The 21,071-nt window shown below is 65.6% G+C and carries 15 protein-coding genes; all 15 read left to right on the forward strand.

The window, feature by feature from the left end; genetic code table 11:
- Nucleotides 1–5: 5 nt before the first annotated feature.
- The 15 genes from B7G54_RS10105 to B7G54_RS10180 all read left to right on the forward strand — a co-directional run bounded on the left by B7G54_RS10105 (nt 6) and on the right by B7G54_RS10180 (nt 21,069).
- Entirely contained in the window at nt 6–932 is a 927-nt protein-coding gene (locus B7G54_RS10105; protein ID WP_006484201.1) for a CysB family HTH-type transcriptional regulator, read from the forward strand.
- A gap of 498 nt (nt 933–1,430) precedes the next feature.
- Nucleotides 1,431–1,817 carry a DUF805 domain-containing protein gene (locus tag B7G54_RS10110; RefSeq protein ID WP_085038969.1) on the forward strand — a complete coding sequence of 129 codons (387 nt, stop codon included), beginning with the start codon at nt 1,431–1,433 and terminating at the stop codon, nt 1,815–1,817.
- 277 nt (nt 1,818–2,094) lie between these two features.
- Nucleotides 2,095–3,045 carry a sugar ABC transporter substrate-binding protein gene (locus tag B7G54_RS10115; protein ID WP_085038970.1) on the forward strand — a complete coding sequence of 317 codons (951 nt, stop codon included), beginning with the start codon at nt 2,095–2,097 and terminating at the stop codon, nt 3,043–3,045.
- Nucleotides 3,046–3,190: 145 nt separating this feature from the next.
- Complete coding sequence (locus B7G54_RS10120; RefSeq protein ID WP_085038971.1) at nt 3,191–4,804, forward strand: sugar ABC transporter ATP-binding protein; 1,614 nt, start codon at nt 3,191–3,193, stop codon at nt 4,802–4,804.
- On the forward strand, nt 4,801–5,820 hold the full coding sequence (locus B7G54_RS10125) for an ABC transporter permease (RefSeq protein WP_085038972.1): 1,020 nt from the start codon (nt 4,801–4,803) through the stop codon (nt 5,818–5,820). The genes B7G54_RS10120 and B7G54_RS10125 overlap by 4 nt, the downstream gene beginning before the upstream one ends.
- 35 nt (nt 5,821–5,855) lie before the next feature.
- A complete protein-coding gene (locus B7G54_RS10130) occupies nt 5,856–6,887 on the forward strand; it encodes a LacI family DNA-binding transcriptional regulator (protein ID WP_039358736.1) in 1,032 nt (343 codons plus the stop codon).
- A complete protein-coding gene (gene rbsK / locus B7G54_RS10135) occupies nt 6,884–7,813 on the forward strand; it encodes a ribokinase (protein ID WP_085038973.1) in 930 nt (309 codons plus the stop codon). The genes B7G54_RS10130 and rbsK overlap by 4 nt, the downstream gene beginning before the upstream one ends.
- Nucleotides 7,814–8,091: 278 nt before the next feature.
- The gene (locus tag B7G54_RS10140; RefSeq protein ID WP_085039193.1) at nt 8,092–9,864 is read left to right on the forward strand and encodes a methyl-accepting chemotaxis protein; all 1,773 of its coding nucleotides are present in this window, start codon (nt 8,092–8,094) and stop codon (nt 9,862–9,864) included.
- Nucleotides 9,865–10,415: 551 nt separating this feature from the next.
- Entirely contained in the window at nt 10,416–12,338 is a 1,923-nt protein-coding gene (locus B7G54_RS10150; RefSeq protein ID WP_043182748.1) for a PrkA family serine protein kinase, read from the forward strand.
- 125 nt (nt 12,339–12,463) lie between these two features.
- On the forward strand, nt 12,464–13,732 hold the full coding sequence (locus B7G54_RS10155) for a YeaH/YhbH family protein (protein ID WP_039358726.1): 1,269 nt from the start codon (nt 12,464–12,466) through the stop codon (nt 13,730–13,732).
- Nucleotides 13,729–15,408 (forward strand): SpoVR family protein, encoded by a 1,680-nt coding sequence (locus B7G54_RS10160; RefSeq protein ID WP_085038974.1) that lies wholly within the window; start codon nt 13,729–13,731, stop codon nt 15,406–15,408. Before B7G54_RS10155 ends, B7G54_RS10160 begins: the two co-directional genes overlap by 4 nt.
- A gap of 232 nt (nt 15,409–15,640) precedes the next feature.
- The gene (locus tag B7G54_RS10165) at nt 15,641–16,945 is read left to right on the forward strand and encodes an MFS family transporter (protein ID WP_085038975.1); all 1,305 of its coding nucleotides are present in this window, start codon (nt 15,641–15,643) and stop codon (nt 16,943–16,945) included.
- 367 nt (nt 16,946–17,312) lie between these two features.
- Nucleotides 17,313–19,235 (forward strand): rhomboid family intramembrane serine protease, encoded by a 1,923-nt coding sequence (locus B7G54_RS10170; RefSeq protein ID WP_085038976.1) that lies wholly within the window; start codon nt 17,313–17,315, stop codon nt 19,233–19,235.
- 198 nt (nt 19,236–19,433) lie between these two features.
- A complete protein-coding gene (locus tag B7G54_RS10175) occupies nt 19,434–20,249 on the forward strand; it encodes an ABC transporter substrate-binding protein (protein WP_085038977.1) in 816 nt (271 codons plus the stop codon).
- A 97-nt stretch (nt 20,250–20,346) separates the two neighbouring features.
- Nucleotides 20,347–21,069 (forward strand): amino acid ABC transporter permease, encoded by a 723-nt coding sequence (locus tag B7G54_RS10180; protein ID WP_085038978.1) that lies wholly within the window; start codon nt 20,347–20,349, stop codon nt 21,067–21,069.
- Nucleotides 21,070–21,071: the final 2 nt, after the last annotated feature.

Raw genomic sequence — 21,071 nt, forward strand, 5'->3', positions numbered from 1 at the left:
TACCCATGAATTTTCAGCAATTGCGGTTCGTGCGCGAAGCGGTGCGCCAGAACATGAACCTGACGGAAGTCGCGAACGTGCTGTACACGTCGCAGTCGGGCGTGTCGAAGCAGATCAAGGATCTCGAGGATGAACTGGGCGTCGACATCTTCATCCGGCGCGGCAAGCGGCTGACGGGGCTCACGGAGCCCGGCAAGGCCGTGCACCAGTTGATCGAGCGGATGCTGCTCGACGCCGAGAACCTGCGCCGCGTCGCGCGCCAGTTCGCCGATCAGGACAGCGGCCACCTCGTCGTCGCGACCACGCACACGCAGGCACGCTACGCACTGCCGAAGGTGATCCGGCAGTTCACCGACGTGTTCCCGAAGGTGCATCTCGCGCTGCGCCAGGGCAGCCCGCAGCAGATCGCGCAGATGATCCTGAACGGCGAGGCCGATCTCGGCATCTCGACCGAGGCGCTCGACCGCTATCCCGACATCGTCACGTTCCCGTGCTATTCGTGGCATCACACGGTCGTCGTGCCGAAGGGCCATCCGCTCGTCGGCCGCGAGAACCTGACGCTCGAGGAAATCGCCGAGTACCCGATCATCACGTACGACCAGGACTTCACGGGCCGCTCGCACATCGACCAGGCGTTCACGCAGGCGGGTGCCGTGCCCGACGTCGTACTGACCGCGATCGACGCGGACGTGATCAAGACGTATGTCGAACTCGGAATGGGGATCGGCGTCGTCGCGGCGATGGCCTACGATCCGCAGCGCGATACAGGGCTCGTCGCACTCGATACGCAGCACCTGTTCGAGGCGAGCACGACGCGAGTCGGGCTGCGCAAGGGCGCGTTCCTGCGTGCGTATGCGTACCGGCTGATCGAGATGTTCGCGCCGCACCTGAACGAAGCGGAAATCGCAGGACTGTTGCGCGAAGCCGTTTGACGGCAGCGTGTCGCGCACCGTTGCCGCGGATGGCGCGACGTACGTGCACGGGATGGCATGCATCGGGCGGCGGCAGGCAATCTGCCGCCGTCATGGTTATCCGGTTGATCGACGCATCGACCGCAATCGCGGTTTCCCATCCGATTCTTCGCCGCACGCGGCGAACGACATGTGTTCGCTTGCCAGCACAACCACCAGAACAAGACGGCCCGCTTGAACGCCCCGTTTCGGTTTCGGCCATCCCGCCATACCGGACGATCTGTTGCCCGGCCATTGTGATTCAATCGGGTGAATGCTCGATGACGAGCATTCATGCTGCACGTTGCCCGCCATCCTGACCGGCCGGTCCCGCACCAGCGGCGCGACGTCGGGACGAAGTGCGGAAAGCCAAGCCGGCAGGCCGTCCGCATTCACAAAACAATGCGCGCGGATTGCCCGTTCCGACACACTCGGAGACCTATCGCGCAGCACGCGACACGCGTGACGACGAGGTAAACAATGAATCTGAAAGGGTTTCTCTTTTCCTTCGAAGGCCGGATCGGGCGCCTGCCGTGGTGGATCTACGCGCTGGCTTCCACGGTGCTCGGCGCGATGTTCGATGCGGGTTCCCGCGGCGCGCCGGAAGACGATCTGCCGCTGCTGGCGATGCCGGTCCTCGTCGCCATTGCGATCGTCGCGGTGTGGTCGTCGATTGCGGTCGGCGTGAAGCGGCTGCACGACATCGACAAGTCGGGATGGTGGATGCTGTTGCTGTTCGTGCCGATCGTCGGCGCCCTCGCGTTATTCGTGATGAATGGCTTCATCGCCGGTACGCCGCATGCGAACCGATTCGGCGAGCCGCCGTCGGCGGATGAAGATGAGCCGGCGCCGCAGGATCCGGCGTGACGCGCGCTCCGAATAAACCCTTAAATATTGATCAGACAGGTTGCGCGCCGAGGCGAATCGGTACAGCATAGCCTTCACTCCGCCGGCGTCCCGCCGGCGGAGGCGCGTAAACGACAGCACGCGCCAGGCAGTCGGCCGTCTGCCTCGCTTCCATTCCGTGGTACCGACAGCAGCATCGATGGCCATTGCCCGGGTAGTGTGGCGCAAACGTTTGCTCACATTAAAACAACAGTCAAACAATAATCCGGCCCTTGGGGCCAGTCGCCAGGAGATGTGTATGAATGTCCTCTTTCGCCGTCGCTTCCTGACCGCCGCGCTCGCTGCCGTGGCGGTCGCCGCCGCACCGGCCGTCCACGCGCAATCTACGGCCAAGCCGAAGGTCGCGCTCGTGATGAAGTCGCTCGCCAACGAGTTCTTCCTGACGATGGAAACGGGGGCGAAGGAATACCAGAAACACAACGCGAGCCAGTTCGACCTGATCACCAACGGCATCAAGGACGAGACCGACACCGCGAACCAGATCCGCATCGTCGAGCAGATGATCGTGTCGAAGGTCGATGCGATCGTGCTCGCGCCGGCCGATTCGAAGGCGCTCGTGCCGGTCGTGAAGAAGGCGGCCGACGCGGGCATCATCGTCGTGAACATCGACAACCGGCTCGACGCCGACGTGCTGAAGTCGAAGAACCTGAACGTCCCGTTCGTCGGCCCGGACAACCGCAAGGGCGCGCGCAAGATCGGCGATTACCTCGCGAAGCGGCTGAAGGCGGGCGACCAGGTCGGCATCGTCGAAGGCGTGTCGACGACGACCAATGCGCAGCAGCGTACGGCCGGCTTCCAGGACGCGATGAAGGCGGGCGGGATGAAGGTCGTGTCGGTGCAGTCCGGCGAATGGGAGATCGACAAGGGCAATGCGGTCGCTGCCGCGATGCTCAACGAATACCCGAACCTGAAGGCGCTGTTGTGCGGCAACGACAACATGGCGATCGGCGCCGTGTCGGCCGTGCGCGCGGCCGGCAAGCAGGGCAAGGTGCTCGTGGTCGGCTACGACAACATCAACGCGATCAAGCCGATGCTGAAGGACGGCCGCGTGCTCGCGACCGCCGATCAGTACGCGGCGAAGCAGGCCGTGTTCGGCATCGACACGGCGCTCAAGGCGATCGCCGAGCACCGCAAGCAGGCCGACATGTCGGGCGTGGTCGAGACGCCGGTGGATCTCGTGACGAAGTGACGCAACTCCGATGCGGCCGCCGCCCTCAAGAATCTGGCGTGGCGGCCGTTATCCGGAGTGAGCGCGATCACGGCCACTGCATGCACATGCACTTGTGAGCGTCACACCCGCGCGCCGCGTGCGCGCGGCCGCAACCAGGATCGCGATGGACCCGACTTCCCAACCCTCCCGCGCAGCCGCTCCCGTGCTGTCCGTATCCGGCATCGGCAAGACCTATGCCGAACCCGTGCTCGCCGACGTCACGCTGACGCTCGAGCCGGGTCACGCGCTTGCGTTGACGGGCGAGAACGGCGCGGGCAAGAGCACGCTGTCGAAGATCATCGGCGGGCTCGTCGAACCGACCGCCGGCACGATGCAGCTCGGCGGCCAGCCGTATGCGCCGGCGAGCCGGACGCAGGCCGAAGCGCTCGGCGTGCGCATGGTGATGCAGGAGCTGAACCTGCTGCCGACCCTGACGGTCGCCGAAAACCTGTTCCTGAACCGCCTGCCGCGACGCTTCGGGATCATCGATCGCGCGCGGCTGCGCGACGATGCGCGGGCCGCGATGGCGCAGGTCGGGCTCGACATGGTCGATCCCGACACGCCGGTGGGCGCGCTCGGTATCGGCCACCAGCAGATGGTCGAGATCGCGCGCAACCTGATCGGCGATTGCCGCGTGCTGATTCTCGACGAACCGACCGCGATGCTGACCGCGCGCGAAGTCGAGCTGCTGTTCGAGCAGATCGACCGGCTGAAGGCACGCGGGGTCGCGATCATCTATATTTCGCACCGGCTCGAGGAGCTCGCGCGTGTCGCCGAGCGCGTCGCGGTGCTGCGCGACGGCCGGCTCGTCCACGCGGGCGACATGGCGGCGACGACATCCGACGGGCTCGTCACGCTGATGGTCGGGCGTGAGCTCGGCGAGCACATCGATCTCGGCGAGCGCCATATCGGCGCGCCGCGGCTCGTCGCGTCGGGCCTGAGTCGCGGCGCGGCGGTGCGCGATGTGTCGCTCGAGGTGCGTGCGGGCGAGATCTTCGGCATCTCGGGGCTGATCGGCGCGGGGCGTACCGAGCTGCTGCGGCTGATCTACGGCGCGGATGCACCGGACGCGGGGACGATCGCGGTCGGCCAGCCGCCGAAGCCGGTGCGGATCGGTTCGCCGGTCGAGGCGGTGAAGCACGGCATCGCGCTGATCACCGAGGATCGCAAGGGCGAAGGGCTGCTGCTGACGCAGTCGATCACCGCGAACGTGTCGCTCGGCCAGCTCGACCGGCTCGCGCGCGGCGGGATCGTCGACCGCGCGCGTGAAACGGCGCTCGCCGAGCAGCAGATCGACGCGCTGCGGATCCGCACGCACGGCGCGACGCAGGCAGTCGGCGAGCTGTCGGGCGGCAACCAGCAGAAGGTCGTGATCGGCCGCTGGCTCGCGCGCGACATGAGCGTGTTGCTGTTCGACGAGCCGACGCGCGGGATCGACGTCGGCGCGAAGTTCGAGATCTACACTTTGATGGGCGCGCTTGCGCGCGAAGGCCGCGCGCTGGTCGTCGTGTCGAGCGACCTGCGCGAGCTGATGCTGATCTGCGACCGGATCGGCGTGATGTCGGCCGGCCGCATGACCGCCGTGTTCGAGCGCGGCAACTGGACCCAGGATGCGCTGCTGGCCGCGGCGTTCGCCGGCTTCGGCCGCGAGACGCCGCCGGGCGGCGCGCAACATCCGGACGCGGGGCAGGCGCCAGGCGCCGCCCCCGGCACTTCGAATACAGGACGACATCCATGACCCAGCCTCCCGTAACCCCGACCGACGCAGGCGCGCAGCAGGACGTGACGGGGCGCCGTGCGCGCACGCTGTCCGGCACGCGGCTCGGCCTGTCGAACTATCTCGGGCTCGCCGGTGCGCTCGCCGCGATGGTCGTGCTGTTTTCGACGCTGAGTTCGCATTTCCTGACCTACGATACGTTCAGCACGATCGCGAACCAGATTCCCGATCTCGTCGTGATGTCGGTCGGAATGACCTTCGTGCTGATCATTGCCGGGATCGACCTGTCGGTCGGCTCGGTGCTCGCGCTGGCCGCGTCGATGGTCAGCGTCGCCGCGCTGAAATGGCAGTGGGGGCCGCTGCCGGCCGCGCTGATCGGCATCGCGGTCGCGACCGTCACGGGTGCGCTGACGGGCGCGGTCACGGTCGGCTGGCGGATCCCGTCGTTCATCGTGTCGCTCGGCGTGCTGGAGGCTGCGCGCGGCCTCGCGTACCAGCTGACGAATTCGCGCACGGCCTATATCGGCGATGCGTTCGATTTCCTGTCGAACCCGATCGCGCTCGGCATCTCGCCGGCGTTCCTGATCGCGGTCGCGGTGATGATCGCGGCCCAGTTCGTGCTGACGCGCACCGTGTTCGGACGCTATCTCGTCGGGATCGGCACGAACGAGGAAGCCGTCCGACTTGCGGGGGTTAACCCGAGGCCGTATAAAATTCTCGTATTCGCACTGATGGGCGCGCTCGCGGGGCTCGCCTCGCTGTTCCAGATTTCGCGGCTCGAGGCGGCCGACCCGAACGCGGGCGTCGGCCTCGAACTGCAGGTGATCGCCGCCGTCGTGATCGGCGGCACGAGCCTGATGGGCGGGCGCGGCTCGGTGATCAGCACGTTCTTTGGCGTGTTGATCATCTCCGTGCTGGCCGCGGGGCTGGCGCAGATCGGCGCGAACGAGCCGACGAAACGGATCATCACCGGCGCGGTGATCGTGGTGGCGGTCGTGCTCGATACGTATCGCAGCCGGCGCACGGGCGTGCGGTAGAAAGACAGACAGAACAGACCAGAGAGAAACGGGAAATGGCGACGATCAAGGATGTGGCAGCCATGGCGGGCGTGTCGTTTACGACCGTCTCGCACGTGGTGAACAATTCGCGGCCAGTGTCCGCGGATGTGCGCGCGAAGGTCGAGGGCGCAATTCGCGAGTTGAATTACGTGCCGTCGGCCGTGGCGCGCTCGCTGAAGGCACGTGCGACGGCGACCATCGGCCTCGTCGTGCCGAACAGCACGAATCCGTACTTCGCGGAGCTTGCACGCGGCATCGAGGATCAATGCGCGGCCAACGGCTATTGCGTGTTCTTCTGCAACTCGGACGACGATCCCGTGAAGCAGCGCAACTACCTGCGCGTGCTGCAGGAAAAGCGCATCGACGGGCTGATCGTCGCATCGGCGGGCGAGGATGCGGTACTTGCGCAGACGCTTGCGGACATCCATGCGCCGCTCGTCGTCGTCGACCGCAACATCGAGGGGCTCGCGGCCGATCTCGTGCAGATCGACCACGAGCGCGGCGCATACCTGGCGACGCGCCACCTGCTCGAACTCGGGCACGCGAAGATCGGTTGCATCACGGGGCCGACCGACACGGCAGTGAGCGCGATGCGCGTGCACGGCTTCATCCGCGCGATGGCCGAGCGCGGTGTCGATATCGTGCCGGGCGCGATTGCCGAAAGCGACTTCTCGTGCCTCGGCGGCTATCACGCGGCGTCGCGGCTGTTCGAATCGGTGCGGCCGAGTGCGATCTTCGCGGGCAACGACCTGATGGGCGTCGGCGCACTGCGCGCGGCGGCCGAGCGCGGGATGCGCGTGCCCGACGACTGTTCGATCATCGGGTTCGACGACATCGAATTTTCCCGCTACACGTATCCGGCACTGTCGACGGTCGGCCAGTCGGTGCGCGCGCTCGGCGAAATGGCCGCGCAGACGCTGATCGAGCGGATCGGCGGCGGCTCGACCGCCGTGCCGAGCCGCCGGCGTGTCGTGTCGCCGCGCCTCGTGCTGCGTGAATCGACGGCGGTCTACCGCGAGCCGCCGGCGTCCGGCGGTCGTGCATGACGGCGCCCGCAGCAAGCGCCGGCCGCGTGACGGTGGTCGGCAGCCTCAACATGGATCTCGTCGTCCGCGCGCCGCGTCTGCCCTTGCCGGGCGAAACGCTCGCCGGTCATGCGTTCGCGCAGGCGGCGGGCGGCAAGGGCGGCAACCAGGCCGTCGCGGCCGCGCGGCTGGGCGCGCAGGTCGCGATGATCGGCTGCGTCGGCGCGGATGCGCACGGCGCGGCACTGCGCGCGGGCCTCGAAACCGAAGGGATCGACTGCGCGGGGCTCGCGACGAGCGCGTCGGCGTCGACCGGTGTCGCGCTGATCGTCGTCGACGATGCGAGCCAGAACGCGATCGTGATCGTCGCAGGCGGCAACGGCGAGGTCACGACCGAAACGATCGCACGGCACGAGGCCGCACTGGCGACGGCCGACGTGCTGATCTGCCAGCTCGAGACGCCGCCGGACGCGGTGTTCGCGGCGCTGTCGGCCGGGCGCCGGCTCGGCCGCACGGTGGTGCTCAATCCGGCCCCGGCCGTCGCACCGTTGCCGGATGGCTGGCTGCCGCTCGTCGATTACCTGATCCCGAACGAGGTCGAGGCGGCCGCGCTGACCGCGCTGCCGGTGCGCGACCCGGTGGAGGCGGAAGCCGCCGCGCGCGTGCTGCAGGCAGGCGGCGCGCGCAACGTGCTGGTCACGCTGGGCGCGCGCGGCGTGCTTGCGCTGACGGCCGATGGCGCCGCCCGGCACTATCCGGCGCCGGCGGTGCAGGCCGTCGACACGACAGCGGCCGGAGATACCTTCATCGGCGGCTTTTCCGCGCGGCTTGCGGCCGGCGCGGACGTCGACACGGCCATCCGCTTCGCACAACGCGCAGCGGCACTGTCGGTCACGCGCGCGGGCGCGCAGCCGTCGATTCCAACCCTTGCCGAACTGGCCGGATAGGGCCGGATCACGCATCGCGGCCGGTTCGTCGCCAACGACGGCCGGCCGCGTGTTGGTGACGCTCGCCGGCAGCGGCGATCCCGCCATCGCGTTGCTTCTCGTACACGTCGAGGCGTGCATTATTTGTTCAGCAATTTGTAATAAACAGACGAATAATTCGAAAAAATAACGTAAACACCATCAAGTTGTGCTGTGCGTGGTCGTAAATGCATCAGGTGAAGCAATGCTTCGAAGCGACGGGCCTGTCCCGTCCATCACGACGCAACACAGGAAGGATGATGGTGTTCAAAAACCTGACGATTCGTGCGCGCATCGGTTTCACGATGGCGTTTCTGGCGGTGCTCCTGGGGGTGATCGGCGGGCTCGGCGTGTACGGAATGACACGCGCGAACGACACGACGCGCGATATGTTCACGAACCTGATGCCCAGCGCGGTCGACGTCTCGGTGGCCGAGATCTACGCTGCACGTGAGCGCCTGGCGCTCGACCGTGCGGCGCTCCTGGCCAGCACGCCGGACGCGGCGGCGGCCGTCGAGCGAAGCCGCGCGATGCGCGCGCAGTCCGACACGTGGTGGCAGAAGTACCTCGCGTTGCCGCGCGGCCCGGAGGAAGACCGGCTCGCACAGGACGTCGCCGCGAAGCGGCAGGCATTGCAGCGCGAGTGCGATGCGTTCGCGAGTGTGATCGGGGCGAATCAGGCCGACCGGATCGGCGACGGCGCGAAGCAGCTCCAGGCACGCTACAACGACCTCGCGATGGCGAGCGAGGCGCTGCGCAACTTCCAGTTCACTGATGGGCAAACCAGCTTCGATCACGCGGAATCGGTGTACGACACGCTGCGCGTACTGGCGATCGTCGCGCTGGTGGCCGGCTTCGGCGCCGCGGTGGTGTCGTGGCTGACGCTGAGCCGCGCGATCGGCCGCCCGATTGCCGACGCGCTCGCGCATTTCGACGCGATTGCCGCCGGCGACCTGCGCCGGCCGATCGTCGTGGACCGGCATGACGAGATGGGCCAGCTTCTCGAAGGCCTCGGCAAGATGCAGCGCGGGCTTGTCGACACGGTGCGCACCGTGCGGGGCGGCAGCGAGTCGATCGCGACCGCGGCGCGCCAGATTGCGGCCGGCAACATCGACCTGTCGTCGCGCACCGAGGAGCAGGCCGCGGCGCTGCAGGAAACCGCGTCGAGCATGGAGCAGCTGACCGGCACCGTGAAACAGAACGCGGACAATGCACGCCAGGCCAGTTCGCTGGCTGCGAATGCGTCGGAGATTGCAAACAAGGGCAATACGGTGGTCGGCCAGGTGGTCGGCACGATGGGCGAGATCAACGACAGCTCGGCGAAGATCGCGGACATCATCGCGATCATCGAGGGAATCGCGTTCCAGACCAACATTCTTGCGCTGAATGCAGCCGTCGAAGCCGCGCGGGCAGGCGAGGAAGGCCGCGGTTTCGCGGTCGTCGCGGGCGAGGTGCGCAGCCTGGCCCAGCGTTCGTCGACCGCCGCCAAGGAGATCAAGGTGCTGATCGACGCGTCGGTGGAGCGCATCCGGTCGGGTTCCACGCTGGTCGACGAAGCAGGGCGCACGATGAGCGACGTGATCAGCGCTGTGCAGCGCGTGACGGACATCATGGGCGAGATCGCGGCGGCGTCCGAGGAGCAGAGCGGCGGGATCGACCAGGTGGCGCGCGCGGTCGCGCAGATGGACGAGGTCACGCAGCAGAATGCGGCGCTCGTCGAGGAAGCCGCGGCCGCCGCGCAATCGCTCGACGAACAGGCCGGGCGCCTGCGCGAAACGGCAGCGGTGTTCCAGCTCGACGACGACACGTCGCGCTCGGGCGCCGCGGCTCCGGTTCCGGCGGCGGTGCGTCACGCGCCGCGCGCGCCGTCGGCAGCGGTTGCCGTGCCCGTTCAGGCAGCTGCGCGCGACGATCGCGATGCACCGCCGAAGCGCGCGGCCGCGGCGGCGCCGGTGCGCAAGCCCGTCGCGGCCTCTGCTGCGCCGGCGCAGACTGCCGCCACCGCTGACGCGGACGACTGGGAAACCTTCTGATTCGCGCTCGCCGCGCATCTATCCCCATTTGGTGACGAACGACGCCCGCGACATGCGGGCGTCGTCGTTTCGGCGGCGGAGAAATGTGACAGGCGATGTGCGCGAACGACGATCGTGCATCGCCGCGTGCATCGCGTGACCTGCATCGACGGATGCGTGCACGGGTGCAGGTGCAGTTCCCGCATCGGCTGTACGGGTATCTCCGTAGGGGCGCTGCGAAAAAAATTTGTAACGGCGTGCGTAACGTGTCGTCGCATACGGCCGCTCGAACGTATAGGTATGAAGGGGAGAAGTGACGACGTCGGATGTGTCCAACGCACAAGATGTTCCGTCGTTCGACGAGACGTGACGGATGCAGTTTCTGCGGCTCGGGAGATCGATTGTAAAACGACGAAATGTGTTGTCCAAGCGGTGTTGTCGAGAATGACGAACTTCATACGAAGAGTTCGTGAAAAAAAATAAGAAAGGGTTTAGGATGAATTCGAACGCGCTTGCTTCTGCGCAGTCGTACGAAGGCAGGCAAGTCTTCAGACTCAGGCGAGGGAGGTAGCATGGATATTTACAGCAGCTTCGCGAACCGCTTCGAAAAAACGCGAGAGGAAGAGCTCTCGCTGGAGGAGTATCTCGCGCTCTGCAAGAACGATCCATCCGCGTACGCGACGGCTGGTGAACGCATGCTGGCAGCAATCGGGGAACCTGAACACATCGATACCCGCAACGAGCCGCGCCTGTCGCGGATCTTTGCGAACAAGGTCATCAAGGTCTATCCCGCCTTCCGTGAGTTCTACGGAATGGAGGAGGTGATCGAGCAGGTGGTCGCCTATTTCCGCCACGCTGCGCAAGGGCTCGAAGAGAAGAAGCAGATCCTCTATCTGCTTGGCCCGGTGGGCGGCGGGAAGTCGTCGATCGCCGAGCGCCTGAAGCAACTGATGGAGCGCGTGCCGTTCTATTCGCTGAAGGGCTCGCCCGTCAACGAATCGCCGCTCGGGCTGTTCGACTACGACGAAGACGGCCCGATCCTCGAGGAACAGTACGGCATTCCGCGCCGCTATCTGAAGAACATCCTGAGTCCGTGGGCCGTCAAGCGGCTGCACGAATACAACGGCGACATCCGCCAGTTCCGCGTGGTGCGCCGCTATCCGTCGATCCTGCGGCAGGTCGGCATCGCGAAGACGGAGCCGGGCGACGAGAACAACCAGGACATCTCGTCGCTGGTCGGCAAGGTCGATATCCGCAAGCTCGAACAGTACGCACAGGACGATGCCGACGCATACAGCTACTCGGGTGGCCTGTGCCTCGCGAACCAGGGCCTGCTCGAGTTCGTCGAAATGTTCAAGGCGCCGATCAAGGTGCTGCACCCGCTGCTCACCGCCACGCAGGAAGGCAACTTCAAGGGCACCGAGGGCTTCGGCGCGATTCCGTTCGACGGGATCATCCTCGCGCACTCGAACGAGTCGGAGTGGAAGGCGTTCCGCAACAACCGCAACAACGAGGCACTGCTCGACCGGATCTTCGTCGTGAAGGTGCCGTACTGCCTGCGCGTATCGGAAGAGACCAAGATCTACGAGAAGCTGATCCGCAACTCGTCGCTGGCCGAGGCCGTCTGCGCGCCGGGCACGCTGAAGATGATGTCGCAGTTCTCGGTGCTGTCGCGCCTGCACGAGCCGGAGAATTCGAGCCTGTTCTCGAAGATGCAGGTGTATGACGGCGAAAACCTCAAGGACACCGATCCGAAGGCGAAGTCGTACCAGGAATACCGCGACTACGCGGGCGTGGACGAAGGGATGACGGGCGTGTCGACACGCTTCGCGTTCAAGATCCTGTCGCGCGTGTTCAACTTCGATTCGAGCGAGGTCGCGGCCAACCCCGTGCACCTGATGTACGTGCTCGAACAGCAGATCGAACGCGAGCAGTTCCCGCCGGAAACCGAGCAGAAGTACCTGTCCTTCGTGAAGGACGTGCTCGCGTCGCGCTACGCGGAATTCATCGGCAAGGAGATCCAGACGGCCTACCTCGAGTCGTATTCGGAGTACGGCCAGAACATCTTCGATCGCTACGTCACGTATGCGGATTTCTGGATCCAGGATCAGGAATTCCGCGACCACGACACGGGCGAGAGCTTCGACCGCGCCGCGCTGAACGCGGAGCTGGAGAAGATCGAGAAGCCGGCCGGCATCAGTAATCCGAAGGATTACCGCAACGAGATCGTGAACTTCGTGTTGCGTGCACGGGCGGCGAATGCCGGCAAGAACCCCGTGTGGACGAGCTACGAGAAGTTGCGCGTCGTGATCGAGAAGAAGATGTTCTCGAACACCGAGGAACTGTTGCCGGTGATTTCGTTCAACGCAAAGGGTTCGGCGGAGGAACAGCGCAAGCATGAGGACTTTGTGAACCGGATGGTCGCGAAGGGCTATACGCCGAAGCAGGTGAGGCTGCTTTGCGACTGGTACCTGCGCGTGCGCAAGTCGTCATGATGCGCGCGGTACCGCGCCCGTACGGCGTCGCCGTACGGGTGTTTTCAGAGACGCCGCCCGCATGACGGGATACGGCATGTGCGGCGAGCGTCCCGGCATATCGACTTTCGAGCGGGAGACCGGGAGTGCTTCATCAAATCATCGACCGCAGGCTGGCCGGCAAGAACAAGAGTATCGCCAACCGCGAACGCTTTCTGCGTCGCGTCAAGAACTACATTCGTCGTGCCGTGTCCGACGCGGTGCGCGACCGTAGCATCAAGGATATCCAGAGCACGCAGAGCATCACGATCCCGCGCAAGGACATCGCGGAGCCGAATTTTCGGCACGCCCCTGGCGGGCGTCGTGAATACGTGCACCCCGGCAACGAGGACTACGTGCGCGGCGACAAGATCCCGCGTCCGCAGGGCGGCTCGGGTGGCGGAGGCAGTCAGGCGAGCAACGAGGGCGAAGGGCAGGACGACTTCGTGTTCGAGTTGTCGCGCGACGAGTTCATGCAGTATTTCTTCGACGATCTCGAGCTGCCGCGCCTCGTGAAGACGCACCTGCTGACGGTGCCGAGCTGGAAGAACGTCCGTGCGGGCTGGTCGGCGGAAGGCACGCCGAACAACATCGATGTCGTGCGTTCGCTGAGGAGCGCGCTCGGCCGGCGCATCGCGCTCGGCTCGCCGCTCGTCAACGAATTGCGCGAGCTCGAGGCGCAGCTCGAGGCGATGAAGAGCGATCCGGAAGACCGGCGCGCGGAGATCGCGGTGCTCGAGGCCGAGATCCATCACCTGAAGGGGCGCATCTGGCGGATTCCGTTCATCGATCCGTTCGACCTGCGCTACATCAACCGCGTGAAGCAGCCGCAGCCGTCGAGCCAGGCCGTGATGTTCTGCCTGATGGACGTGTCCGGCTCGATGGACGAGCAGCGCAAGGATCTGTCGAAGCGCTTCTTCATCCTGCTTTACCTGTTCCTCAAGCGCAACTACGAGCGCATCGAGGTCGTGTTCATCCGTCACCATACGCGTGCCGAGGAAGTCGACGAAGACACCTTCTTCCATTCGACCGAGAGCGGCGGGACGGTGGTGTCGAGCGCGCTCGAGCTGATGCGCAAGGTGATGAACGAGCGCTACTCGCCGACCGAGTGGAACATCTACGGCGCGCAGGCGTCCGACGGCGACAACTGGACCGACGATTCGCCCAAGTGTCGCAAAATCCTGGAAGAGGATATCCTCACGAAGACGCGTTACTTCGCGTATATCCAGGTCGCGCCGGAAGAGCAGAACCTGTGGCTGGAATACGCGCAACTGGCCCTGTCGCAGCCGCATCTCGCGATGAAAAAAGTGGAATCGGCTGCGGACATCTACCCGGTGTTTCGCGAATTGTTCGAAAAGCAGGTGGAAATGTCATGACGACCCGCCATCTGCACAACGAGTCGCGCGGCTATGCGCCGCGCCCTTCCGGCGACGACACGACCGGCCCTGCCGCACCGCAGCAACGCGCACAGGCCGAACCGCCGCCGCCGGCCGCCGACTTGCCCGGTGTCGGGCAAAAGGAAGCGCGTATGAACGTTGCCGAACGCAAGCCGCTGCCGTGCCCGTCCGACTGGACGTTCGAACTGCTCGAGGAATACGACACGCACATCTCGCAGGTCGCCGAACAATACGAGCTCGACATCTACCCGATCCAGCTCGAACTGATCAGCGCGGAGCAGATGATGGACGCGTATGCGTCGGTCGGGATGCCCGTCAACTACCGTCACTGGTCGTTCGGCAAGCACTTCCTGTCGACGGAGAAGAGCTACCGTCGCGGCCAGATGGGGCTCGCGTACGAAATCGTCATCAACTCGAACCCGTGCATCGCGTATCTGATGGAAGAGAACACGATGACGATGCAGGCGCTCGTCATCGCACACGCGGCGTACGGGCACAACTCGTTCTTCAAGGGCAACTACCTGTTCCGGCTGTGGACCGACGCGCACGCGATCATCGACTATCTCGTGTACGCGAAGAACTACGTCGCGGAATGCGAGGAGCGCTACGGCCTCGATCGCGTCGAGGAACTGCTCGATTCGTGCCATGCGCTGATGAACTACGGCGTCGACCGCTACAAGCGGCCGCAGAAGCCGTCGCTGTCGAAGGAAGCCGCGCTGCGGCGCGAGCGCGAGGCGTACCTGCAGTCGCAGGTGAACGAACTGTGGCGCACGCTGCCGGGCAAGAAGCCCGAACTGATGGAGGAGCAGGAAGACCGCTATCCGCCCGAGCCGCAGGAGAACCTGCTGTATTTCGCGGAGAAGAATGCGCCGCTGCTCGAACCGTGGGAGCGGGAAGTGATCCGCATCGTGCGCAAGATCGGCCAGTATTTCTACCCGCAGCGGCAGACGCAGGTGATGAACGAGGGCTGGGCGACGTTCTGGCACTACACGCTGCTGAACACGCTGTACAACCAGGGGAAGCTGGAAGACAGCTTCATGATGGAGTTCCTGCATTCGCACAGCAACGTGGTCTACCAGCCGCCCGTCACGAAGCCGTACTACAGCGGGATCAACCCGTATGCGCTCGGTTTCTCGATGATGAGCGACATCCGGCGGATCTGCGAAGCGCCGACGGAAGAAGACTACAAGTGGTTTCCGGAGATCGCGGGCACCCCGTGGCTGCCGGCGATGCACTACGCGATGCGCAATTTCAAGGACGAGAGCTTCATCGCGCAATACCTGTCGCCGAGCCTGATCCGCGACATGCGGCTCTTCTCGGTGCTCGACGACGACATGCGCGATTCGCTCGAGGTGTCGGCGATTCACGACGATTCGGGCTACCAGTACGTGCGGCAGGCGCTGTCGAGGCAGTACGACATCCATCATCGCGAGCCGAACATCCAGGTGTGGGCGGTGAACACGCGCGGCGACCGCAGCCTCACGCTGCGCCACTTCATGACCGACAACCGCCATCTGTCGAACGACAGCGACGAGGTGCTCAAGCACATGGCGCGGCTCTGGCAGTTCGACGTATTCCTGGAAAGCGTCGACGAGGCCGGCACCGTGCGCAAGCGTTACGAGTGCCGCTACGTGCCGCCGGAGGTGCGGATCTGAACATCGCCTGCGGAAACTTTGCATCGGACGCCAGCCTGTGGGCTGGCGTTTTCATATGACGAACGCGTGGCGGGAGAAGAATTTTCTACATCCGGACGAACCCGGAGAGCCTGTTACTTTACATTTCGCTAAAATTCCGTAGCGCCGTGCGCCGGAACCGGTGCCACGTTCGCTCGCACGCGGCGGCCCCGGCCGTCTCGCCCAGAAAGTACTAAAAGGAACAGACCAATCCATGGACGTCCAGACCGACCAAGCTGCGCTGTCCGCGCATGACACCCGGCGGCGCGTGTTCGCCATCGTCGGCGCCTCGTCGGGCAACCTCGTCGAGTGGTTCGACTTCTACATCTACTCGTTCTGCGCGCTGTACTTTGCGCCGGCCTTCTTCCCGAGCGGCAATACGACGACGCAGTTGCTGAACACGGCGGGCGTGTTCGCGGCCGGCTTCCTGATGCGCCCGATCGGCGGCTGGCTGTTCGGCCGCATTGCCGACCGTCACGGCCGCCGCAACGCGATGATGATCTCGGTGCTGATGATGTGCGGCGGCTCGCTGGTGATCGCGGTGCTGCCGACCTATGCGCAGATCGGCGCGCTCGCGCCGGCGCTGTTGCTGGTCGCGCGGCTGTTCCAGGGGTTGTCGGTGGGCGGTGAATACGGCACGAGCGCGACCTACATGAGCGAGGTGGCGCTGAAGGGCCGCCGCGGCTTCTTCGCGTCGTTCCAGTACGTGACGCTGATCGGCGGCCAGCTGTGCGCGCTGCTCGTGCTCGTGATCCTGCAGCAGACGCTGTCGGCCGACGAACTGAAGGCGTGGGGCTGGCGCATTCCGTTCGTGGTCGGCGCGGCGGCCGCACTGATCTCGCTGTACCTGCGCAAGTCGCTCGACGAGACGTCGACGAACGCATCGCGCGACAAGAAAGACGCGGGCACGATCCGCGGCGTGTGGCAGCACAAGGGCGCGTTCTTCACGGTGGTCGGCTTCACGGCCGGCGGCTCGCTGATCTTCTACACGTTCACGACGTACATGCAGAAGTACCTCGTGAACACGGCCGGCATGCATGCGAAGACGGCCAGCAACGTGATGACCGTCGCGCTGCTCGTCTACATGCTGATGCAGCCGGTGTTCGGCGCGCTGTCCGACAGGATCGGCCGCCGCACGTCGATGATCCTGTTCGGTTCGTTCGCGGTGATCGGCACGGTGCCGCTGATGCATGCGCTGAAGGACGTGACGAGCCCGGTGGCCGCCTTCGTGCTGATCACGGTTGCGCTCGCGATCGTCAGCTTCTACACGTCGATCAGCGGGCTGATCAAGGCCGAGATGTTCCCGCCGGAAGTGCGCGCGATGGGCGTCGGCCTGTCGTACGCGGTCGCGAACGCGATCTTCGGCGGTTCGGCCGAATACGTCGCGCTGTGGTTCAAGTCGATCGGCAGCGAGGAAACCTTCTACTGGTACGTGACCGTGCTGTGCGCGATCTCGCTGATCGTGTCGTGGCGGATGCGCGATCCGAGCAAGGAAGGGTATCTGCGTCACGAGCCGTGATCGGCAGGGCAGTCCGGCCAGGGCTGCCCGCATCGACCGGCAACGTGCATCAGGACGGCGCTCCGCTACACAGGCGGCGCGCCGTTTTTTCATGCGTGGCATCTTCGTGTGGACGCGTGCAAGCTCATCGCGGGACGCACGATATCGATATCGCAATCGCTTCGTTGTCCGCCGCGGGCGATGCTTTTATTCTGAGCCTGTAGTTCGTGTGACACCTCCTTGACTGGGATTCGCGCCCGCTGCTTGCAGCGGGCGTCTTTTTATTCCAGGTTCGCCGACCGGCTCCGTCACACGCTCGTTTCTTGCGGGACGCGAAATATAATGGCGCTCGCGCTGCTCACGCGCGACAACCTATACCAAGATCCCGATGAGAGAACAACAAACTTCCCGGCCGTGGCTGACGATGCTGCTGGTCGTCGTCAATACCGCAATTTTCGTGCTGATCTGGCGACAGGCATCGTATGGCGAGCTGTCGAACCCGCTGCTGCTCGACTGGGGCGCGAACTTCGCGCCGTATACGCTCACCGGGCAGCCGTGGCGGCTGCTGACAAGCGCGTTTCTGCACGGCGGCTGGACGCATCTTTTGCTGAACATGTACATGCTGATCGTGCTCGGCACTGTGCTCGAACGCATCGGCGGAACGCTCCGGTTCGGCGTCGCGTACCTGTTGTCCGCGCTCGGCGGCTCGCTGCTGAGCGCGCTGTGGCATGGCTATCACGAAGTCGGCAGCACCAGTTTCGCGTTCGGTGTCGCGCTGGAGTCCAGCGGGATCCGGCCGGTCGTGAGTGTCGGCGCGTCGGGCGCGCTGATGGGACTGGCCGGCGCGGCCGCGGCATTCGCGCTGCGACGCGGGCGCGACGGCGGCCGCGATGCGCCGGTTGCCATCAACCTCGGTGCGGTCGGCCAGGTGATCGCGATCAACCTGGCGTCGGGCTTTTTCATCTCCGGCATCGACCAGGCAGCGCATCTCGGCGGCGTGGTCACCGGGTTCGTCGCCGGTTGGCTGATGTACGGGGCCGGGCGCTCGACGCGTATCGCCCTGCCGCTCGTACTCGCGGTGCTCGGCAGCGCGGCGATGTTGTTCGCCGCGCAGCGGGCGGGCAGCGAGGAACTGCAAGGCTGGCGCGTCGCGACAAATCGCGAGATCGCGCGCGACGCCGCGCAGCGGCAGGCGAAACAGCAGGCGGCCGCGATTGCCGAGCAGATTCGCGACGACGAGCAGCACCGCCCGACGCCCGTGCCGGCCGAGCAGGCGGCAGGCACCGTCGTGCCGGTCGGCAAGTGGCCGTACGCGATGGTATTGGGCGCGTCGGGCAAGCGCCTGTACGTGACCGACATCGACCGGAACACGCTCGTCGTCGTCGACGTCGAGCGGCATGCGGTCGTTCGCACGATCGAAGGCGAGCCGTTCGCGACGGGACTCGACGGCTGCCCGGGCAACATGTGCCGCGGCCGCGGCGCGAGCGGCCTGTACGTGAGCCCCGACGAACGCTACGCGTATGTCGCGTCGATGCGCGAGAACGGCCTCGTGCGCATCGACCTGAACAGCGGCGCGATCGTCGACGGCGTGACGCTCGGACGGTTCCCGCGCGCGATCGTCGCATCCGCGTCGAACGACAGGTTGTACGTGCTGAACAGCGTCGACGACACGATTTCCGTCGTCAGCCTCGCGCACTGGCCGCAGGTCATCGCGACGCTGCCGCTCGGCGAGCATGACGCCTCGGGCGTCGAGTTCGGCCGCGCGCTGTCGATGTGGCTGTCGCCCGACGACCGACGGCTGTATGCGTATGCGATGCAGAAGAGCGCGATCGTTGCATTCGATACGGCGACGAACGCGCCCGTGCAGACCTATCCGGTCGATTCGGATTTCATCCAGGCGCAGCCGGGTGCGAAGGGCGCGGGTGTCTGGGTCTACAACGCGTCGACGATTCAGTGGAGGGATGGGTCGAGCCTTGCCGTACGCGCCCGTTATCCGGTCTGCCAGACGTCGATGCACAGCTTCGACGGCAGCGGCGATGGTTCGCTGATCGCAGTGGGCGGCTACGATGGCAAGCCGATGCGCGTGATCAAGGCCGCTACGCGCCGCACCGTCGGCGAGTTTCCGGTTGCAGGCGGCGTGTCGCAGGTGATCTTCGCGCCTGATCACCGGGCGCTGTTCGCGCTGGGCGCATCGGGCACGCTGTCGTTCCTGAGTATGGAGCGCTCGCTCGACTACCTGCAAGACGGCGGCGACGGCGAGTTCCTGTGTGCAGCGTCCGCGGACGCTGCCGAAGACAGCGGCAGCGAATGACCTCGAGCGCTGGTGCGTGCGGGGCGCATGCCGCCCCTCATCACGAATCCCGCTGAGCAAAGCACCATTTGTTGGTTCGGATTCGCCGCACGCGCTGATACGTTAGCGGCTTCGCGACGACACACTCCGTCGCGATGTTCTTCGAACCGGGCCGCCGCGCGATCCGCGGCGGCCTTCATAACAAATCAGGTCGTGCTCATGAAATTCCACACGCTCGCTACGTGGCTCGTCGGGGCCGCGCTCATCACCGCAGGCACCGTCGCGCATGCGGACCGTCTCGACGACATCAAAAAGGCCGGCGTGCTGCGCGTCGCGACGTTCGACAGCAACCCGCCGTTCGGCTATGTCGACGGCAAAAGCAACCACATCGTCGGCCTCGACGTCGACTACGCGAAGGCACTCGCCGACAAGCTCGGCGTGAAGCTGCAGCTCCAGCCGACCAACCCGGCGAACCGCATCCCGTTCCTGACGTCCGGCAAGGTCGATCTCGTGCTCGCAAACTTCACGATCACCGACGAGCGCGCGAAGCAGGTCGACTTCAGCATTCCGTATTTCTCGTCGGGGCAGCAGTTTCTCGCGAAGAAGGGCGTGCTGAAATCCGCCGACCAGCTGAACGCGCTGCGCGTCGGCGCGGACAAGGGCACGACCAACGAGATCACGCTGCGCGAGAAATTCCCGAAGGCGACGATCGTCGCGTATGACGACACGCCGTTCGCGTTCGCCGCGCTGCGCGCCGGCAACGTGCAGGCGATCACGCAGGACGGCCCGAAGCTGATCGGGCTGCTCGCGAACGTGCCCGACAAGCAGAACTACGAGATCCCCGCGTTCACGATCTCGAACGACTACATGGGCGTCGGCGTGCCGAAGGGCGAGACGCGCCTGCTCGGCTTCGTCAACGACACGCTCAAGGGGCTCGAGGCGAACGGCCGCGCCGTGCAGATCTACGACGCATGGTTCGGGCCGACGACGAAGACGCCGCTCACACGCATCTTCCGGATCGGCGACAAGACCTGATCCGCCTCCTCGCACGCGCGCCGCGCTCGGCCGGACCCTTGGCCTCGCGGCGCTTTCCGTTTTCTTCCGATCGCGCGCTTCGCGCCCGCAACACGGCATGCTCGGGTTGGCTCCCAAATATCTGTCCTGGCTCTGGCAGGGCTTCCTGCTGACGCTCGGCCTCGCGGCTGCGTCGGCCGTTGCCGCGACCGCCGGCGGGCTGCTGCTCGCGGTCATGCGGCATGCGCGCGGCATCGCCCCGCGCACGGTGGCGGCCGCGTACGTCATCACGTTCCGCAACACCCCGCTGCTCGTGCAGTTGCTGTTCTGGTATTTCGGCGTCGCGTCGCTGCTGCCCGATACGTGGATTGCGTGGCTGAACGCGCGCCATGCGTTGAGCATCGGCCCGTTCACGCTTGCGTGGCCATCGTTCGAATTCGTCGCGGGCTGGGTCGGGCTGAGTGCCTATACGGCCGCGTTTGTTGCCGAGGAGTGCGAAGCGGGCCTGCGCGGCGTGCGGCGCGCGCAGCACGATGCGGCGGCCGCGCTCGGCCTCACGCCGATGCAGTCGCTGCGCTACGTGGTGCTGCCGCAGGCCGTGCGCATCGCGTTGCCGCCGCTGTTCGGCCAATACATGAATCTCGTGAAGAACTCGTCGCTCGCGATGGCGATCGGCGTGGCCGAGCTGTCGTATGCATCGCGGCAGGTCGAGACCGAGACGTTCAAGACCTTCGCCGCATTCGGCGTGGCGACCGTGCTGTACGTCGCGGCGGTGGCCGCGATCGAAGCGGGCGCGTATGCCGCGACGCAATGGCGCGACCGGCTGGGAGCGGGGCGCTGACG

Origin of the sequence: Burkholderia puraquae (genome assembly GCF_002099195.1) — a bacterium.
Classification (GTDB): Bacteria; Pseudomonadota; Gammaproteobacteria; order Burkholderiales; family Burkholderiaceae; genus Burkholderia; species Burkholderia puraquae.

Excerpts from the sequence above, each read along its gene's own strand:
- rbsK (WP_085038973.1), top strand. The coding sequence starts at position 6,884 with ATGACGGCGCCCGCAGCAAGCGCCGGCCGCGTGACGGTGGTCGGCAGC.
- B7G54_RS10160 (WP_085038974.1), top strand. The coding sequence starts at position 13,729 with ATGACGACCCGCCATCTGCACAACGAGTCGCGCGGCTATGCGCCGCGC.
- B7G54_RS10180 (WP_085038978.1), top strand. The coding sequence starts at position 20,347 with ATGCTCGGGTTGGCTCCCAAATATCTGTCCTGGCTCTGGCAGGGCTTC.
- B7G54_RS10165 (WP_085038975.1), top strand. The coding sequence starts at position 15,641 with ATGGACGTCCAGACCGACCAAGCTGCGCTGTCCGCGCATGACACCCGG.
- B7G54_RS10130 (WP_039358736.1), top strand. The coding sequence starts at position 5,856 with ATGGCGACGATCAAGGATGTGGCAGCCATGGCGGGCGTGTCGTTTACG.
- B7G54_RS10170 (WP_085038976.1), top strand. The coding sequence starts at position 17,313 with ATGAGAGAACAACAAACTTCCCGGCCGTGGCTGACGATGCTGCTGGTC.
- B7G54_RS10110 (WP_085038969.1), top strand. The coding sequence starts at position 1,431 with ATGAATCTGAAAGGGTTTCTCTTTTCCTTCGAAGGCCGGATCGGGCGC.
- B7G54_RS10175 (WP_085038977.1), top strand. The coding sequence starts at position 19,434 with ATGAAATTCCACACGCTCGCTACGTGGCTCGTCGGGGCCGCGCTCATC.
- B7G54_RS10150 (WP_043182748.1), top strand. The coding sequence starts at position 10,416 with ATGGATATTTACAGCAGCTTCGCGAACCGCTTCGAAAAAACGCGAGAG.
- B7G54_RS10115 (WP_085038970.1), top strand. The coding sequence starts at position 2,095 with ATGAATGTCCTCTTTCGCCGTCGCTTCCTGACCGCCGCGCTCGCTGCC.
- B7G54_RS10140 (WP_085039193.1), top strand. The coding sequence starts at position 8,092 with ATGGTGTTCAAAAACCTGACGATTCGTGCGCGCATCGGTTTCACGATG.
- B7G54_RS10125 (WP_085038972.1), top strand. The coding sequence starts at position 4,801 with ATGACCCAGCCTCCCGTAACCCCGACCGACGCAGGCGCGCAGCAGGAC.
- B7G54_RS10105 (WP_006484201.1), top strand. The coding sequence starts at position 6 with ATGAATTTTCAGCAATTGCGGTTCGTGCGCGAAGCGGTGCGCCAGAAC.
- B7G54_RS10120 (WP_085038971.1), top strand. The coding sequence starts at position 3,191 with ATGGACCCGACTTCCCAACCCTCCCGCGCAGCCGCTCCCGTGCTGTCC.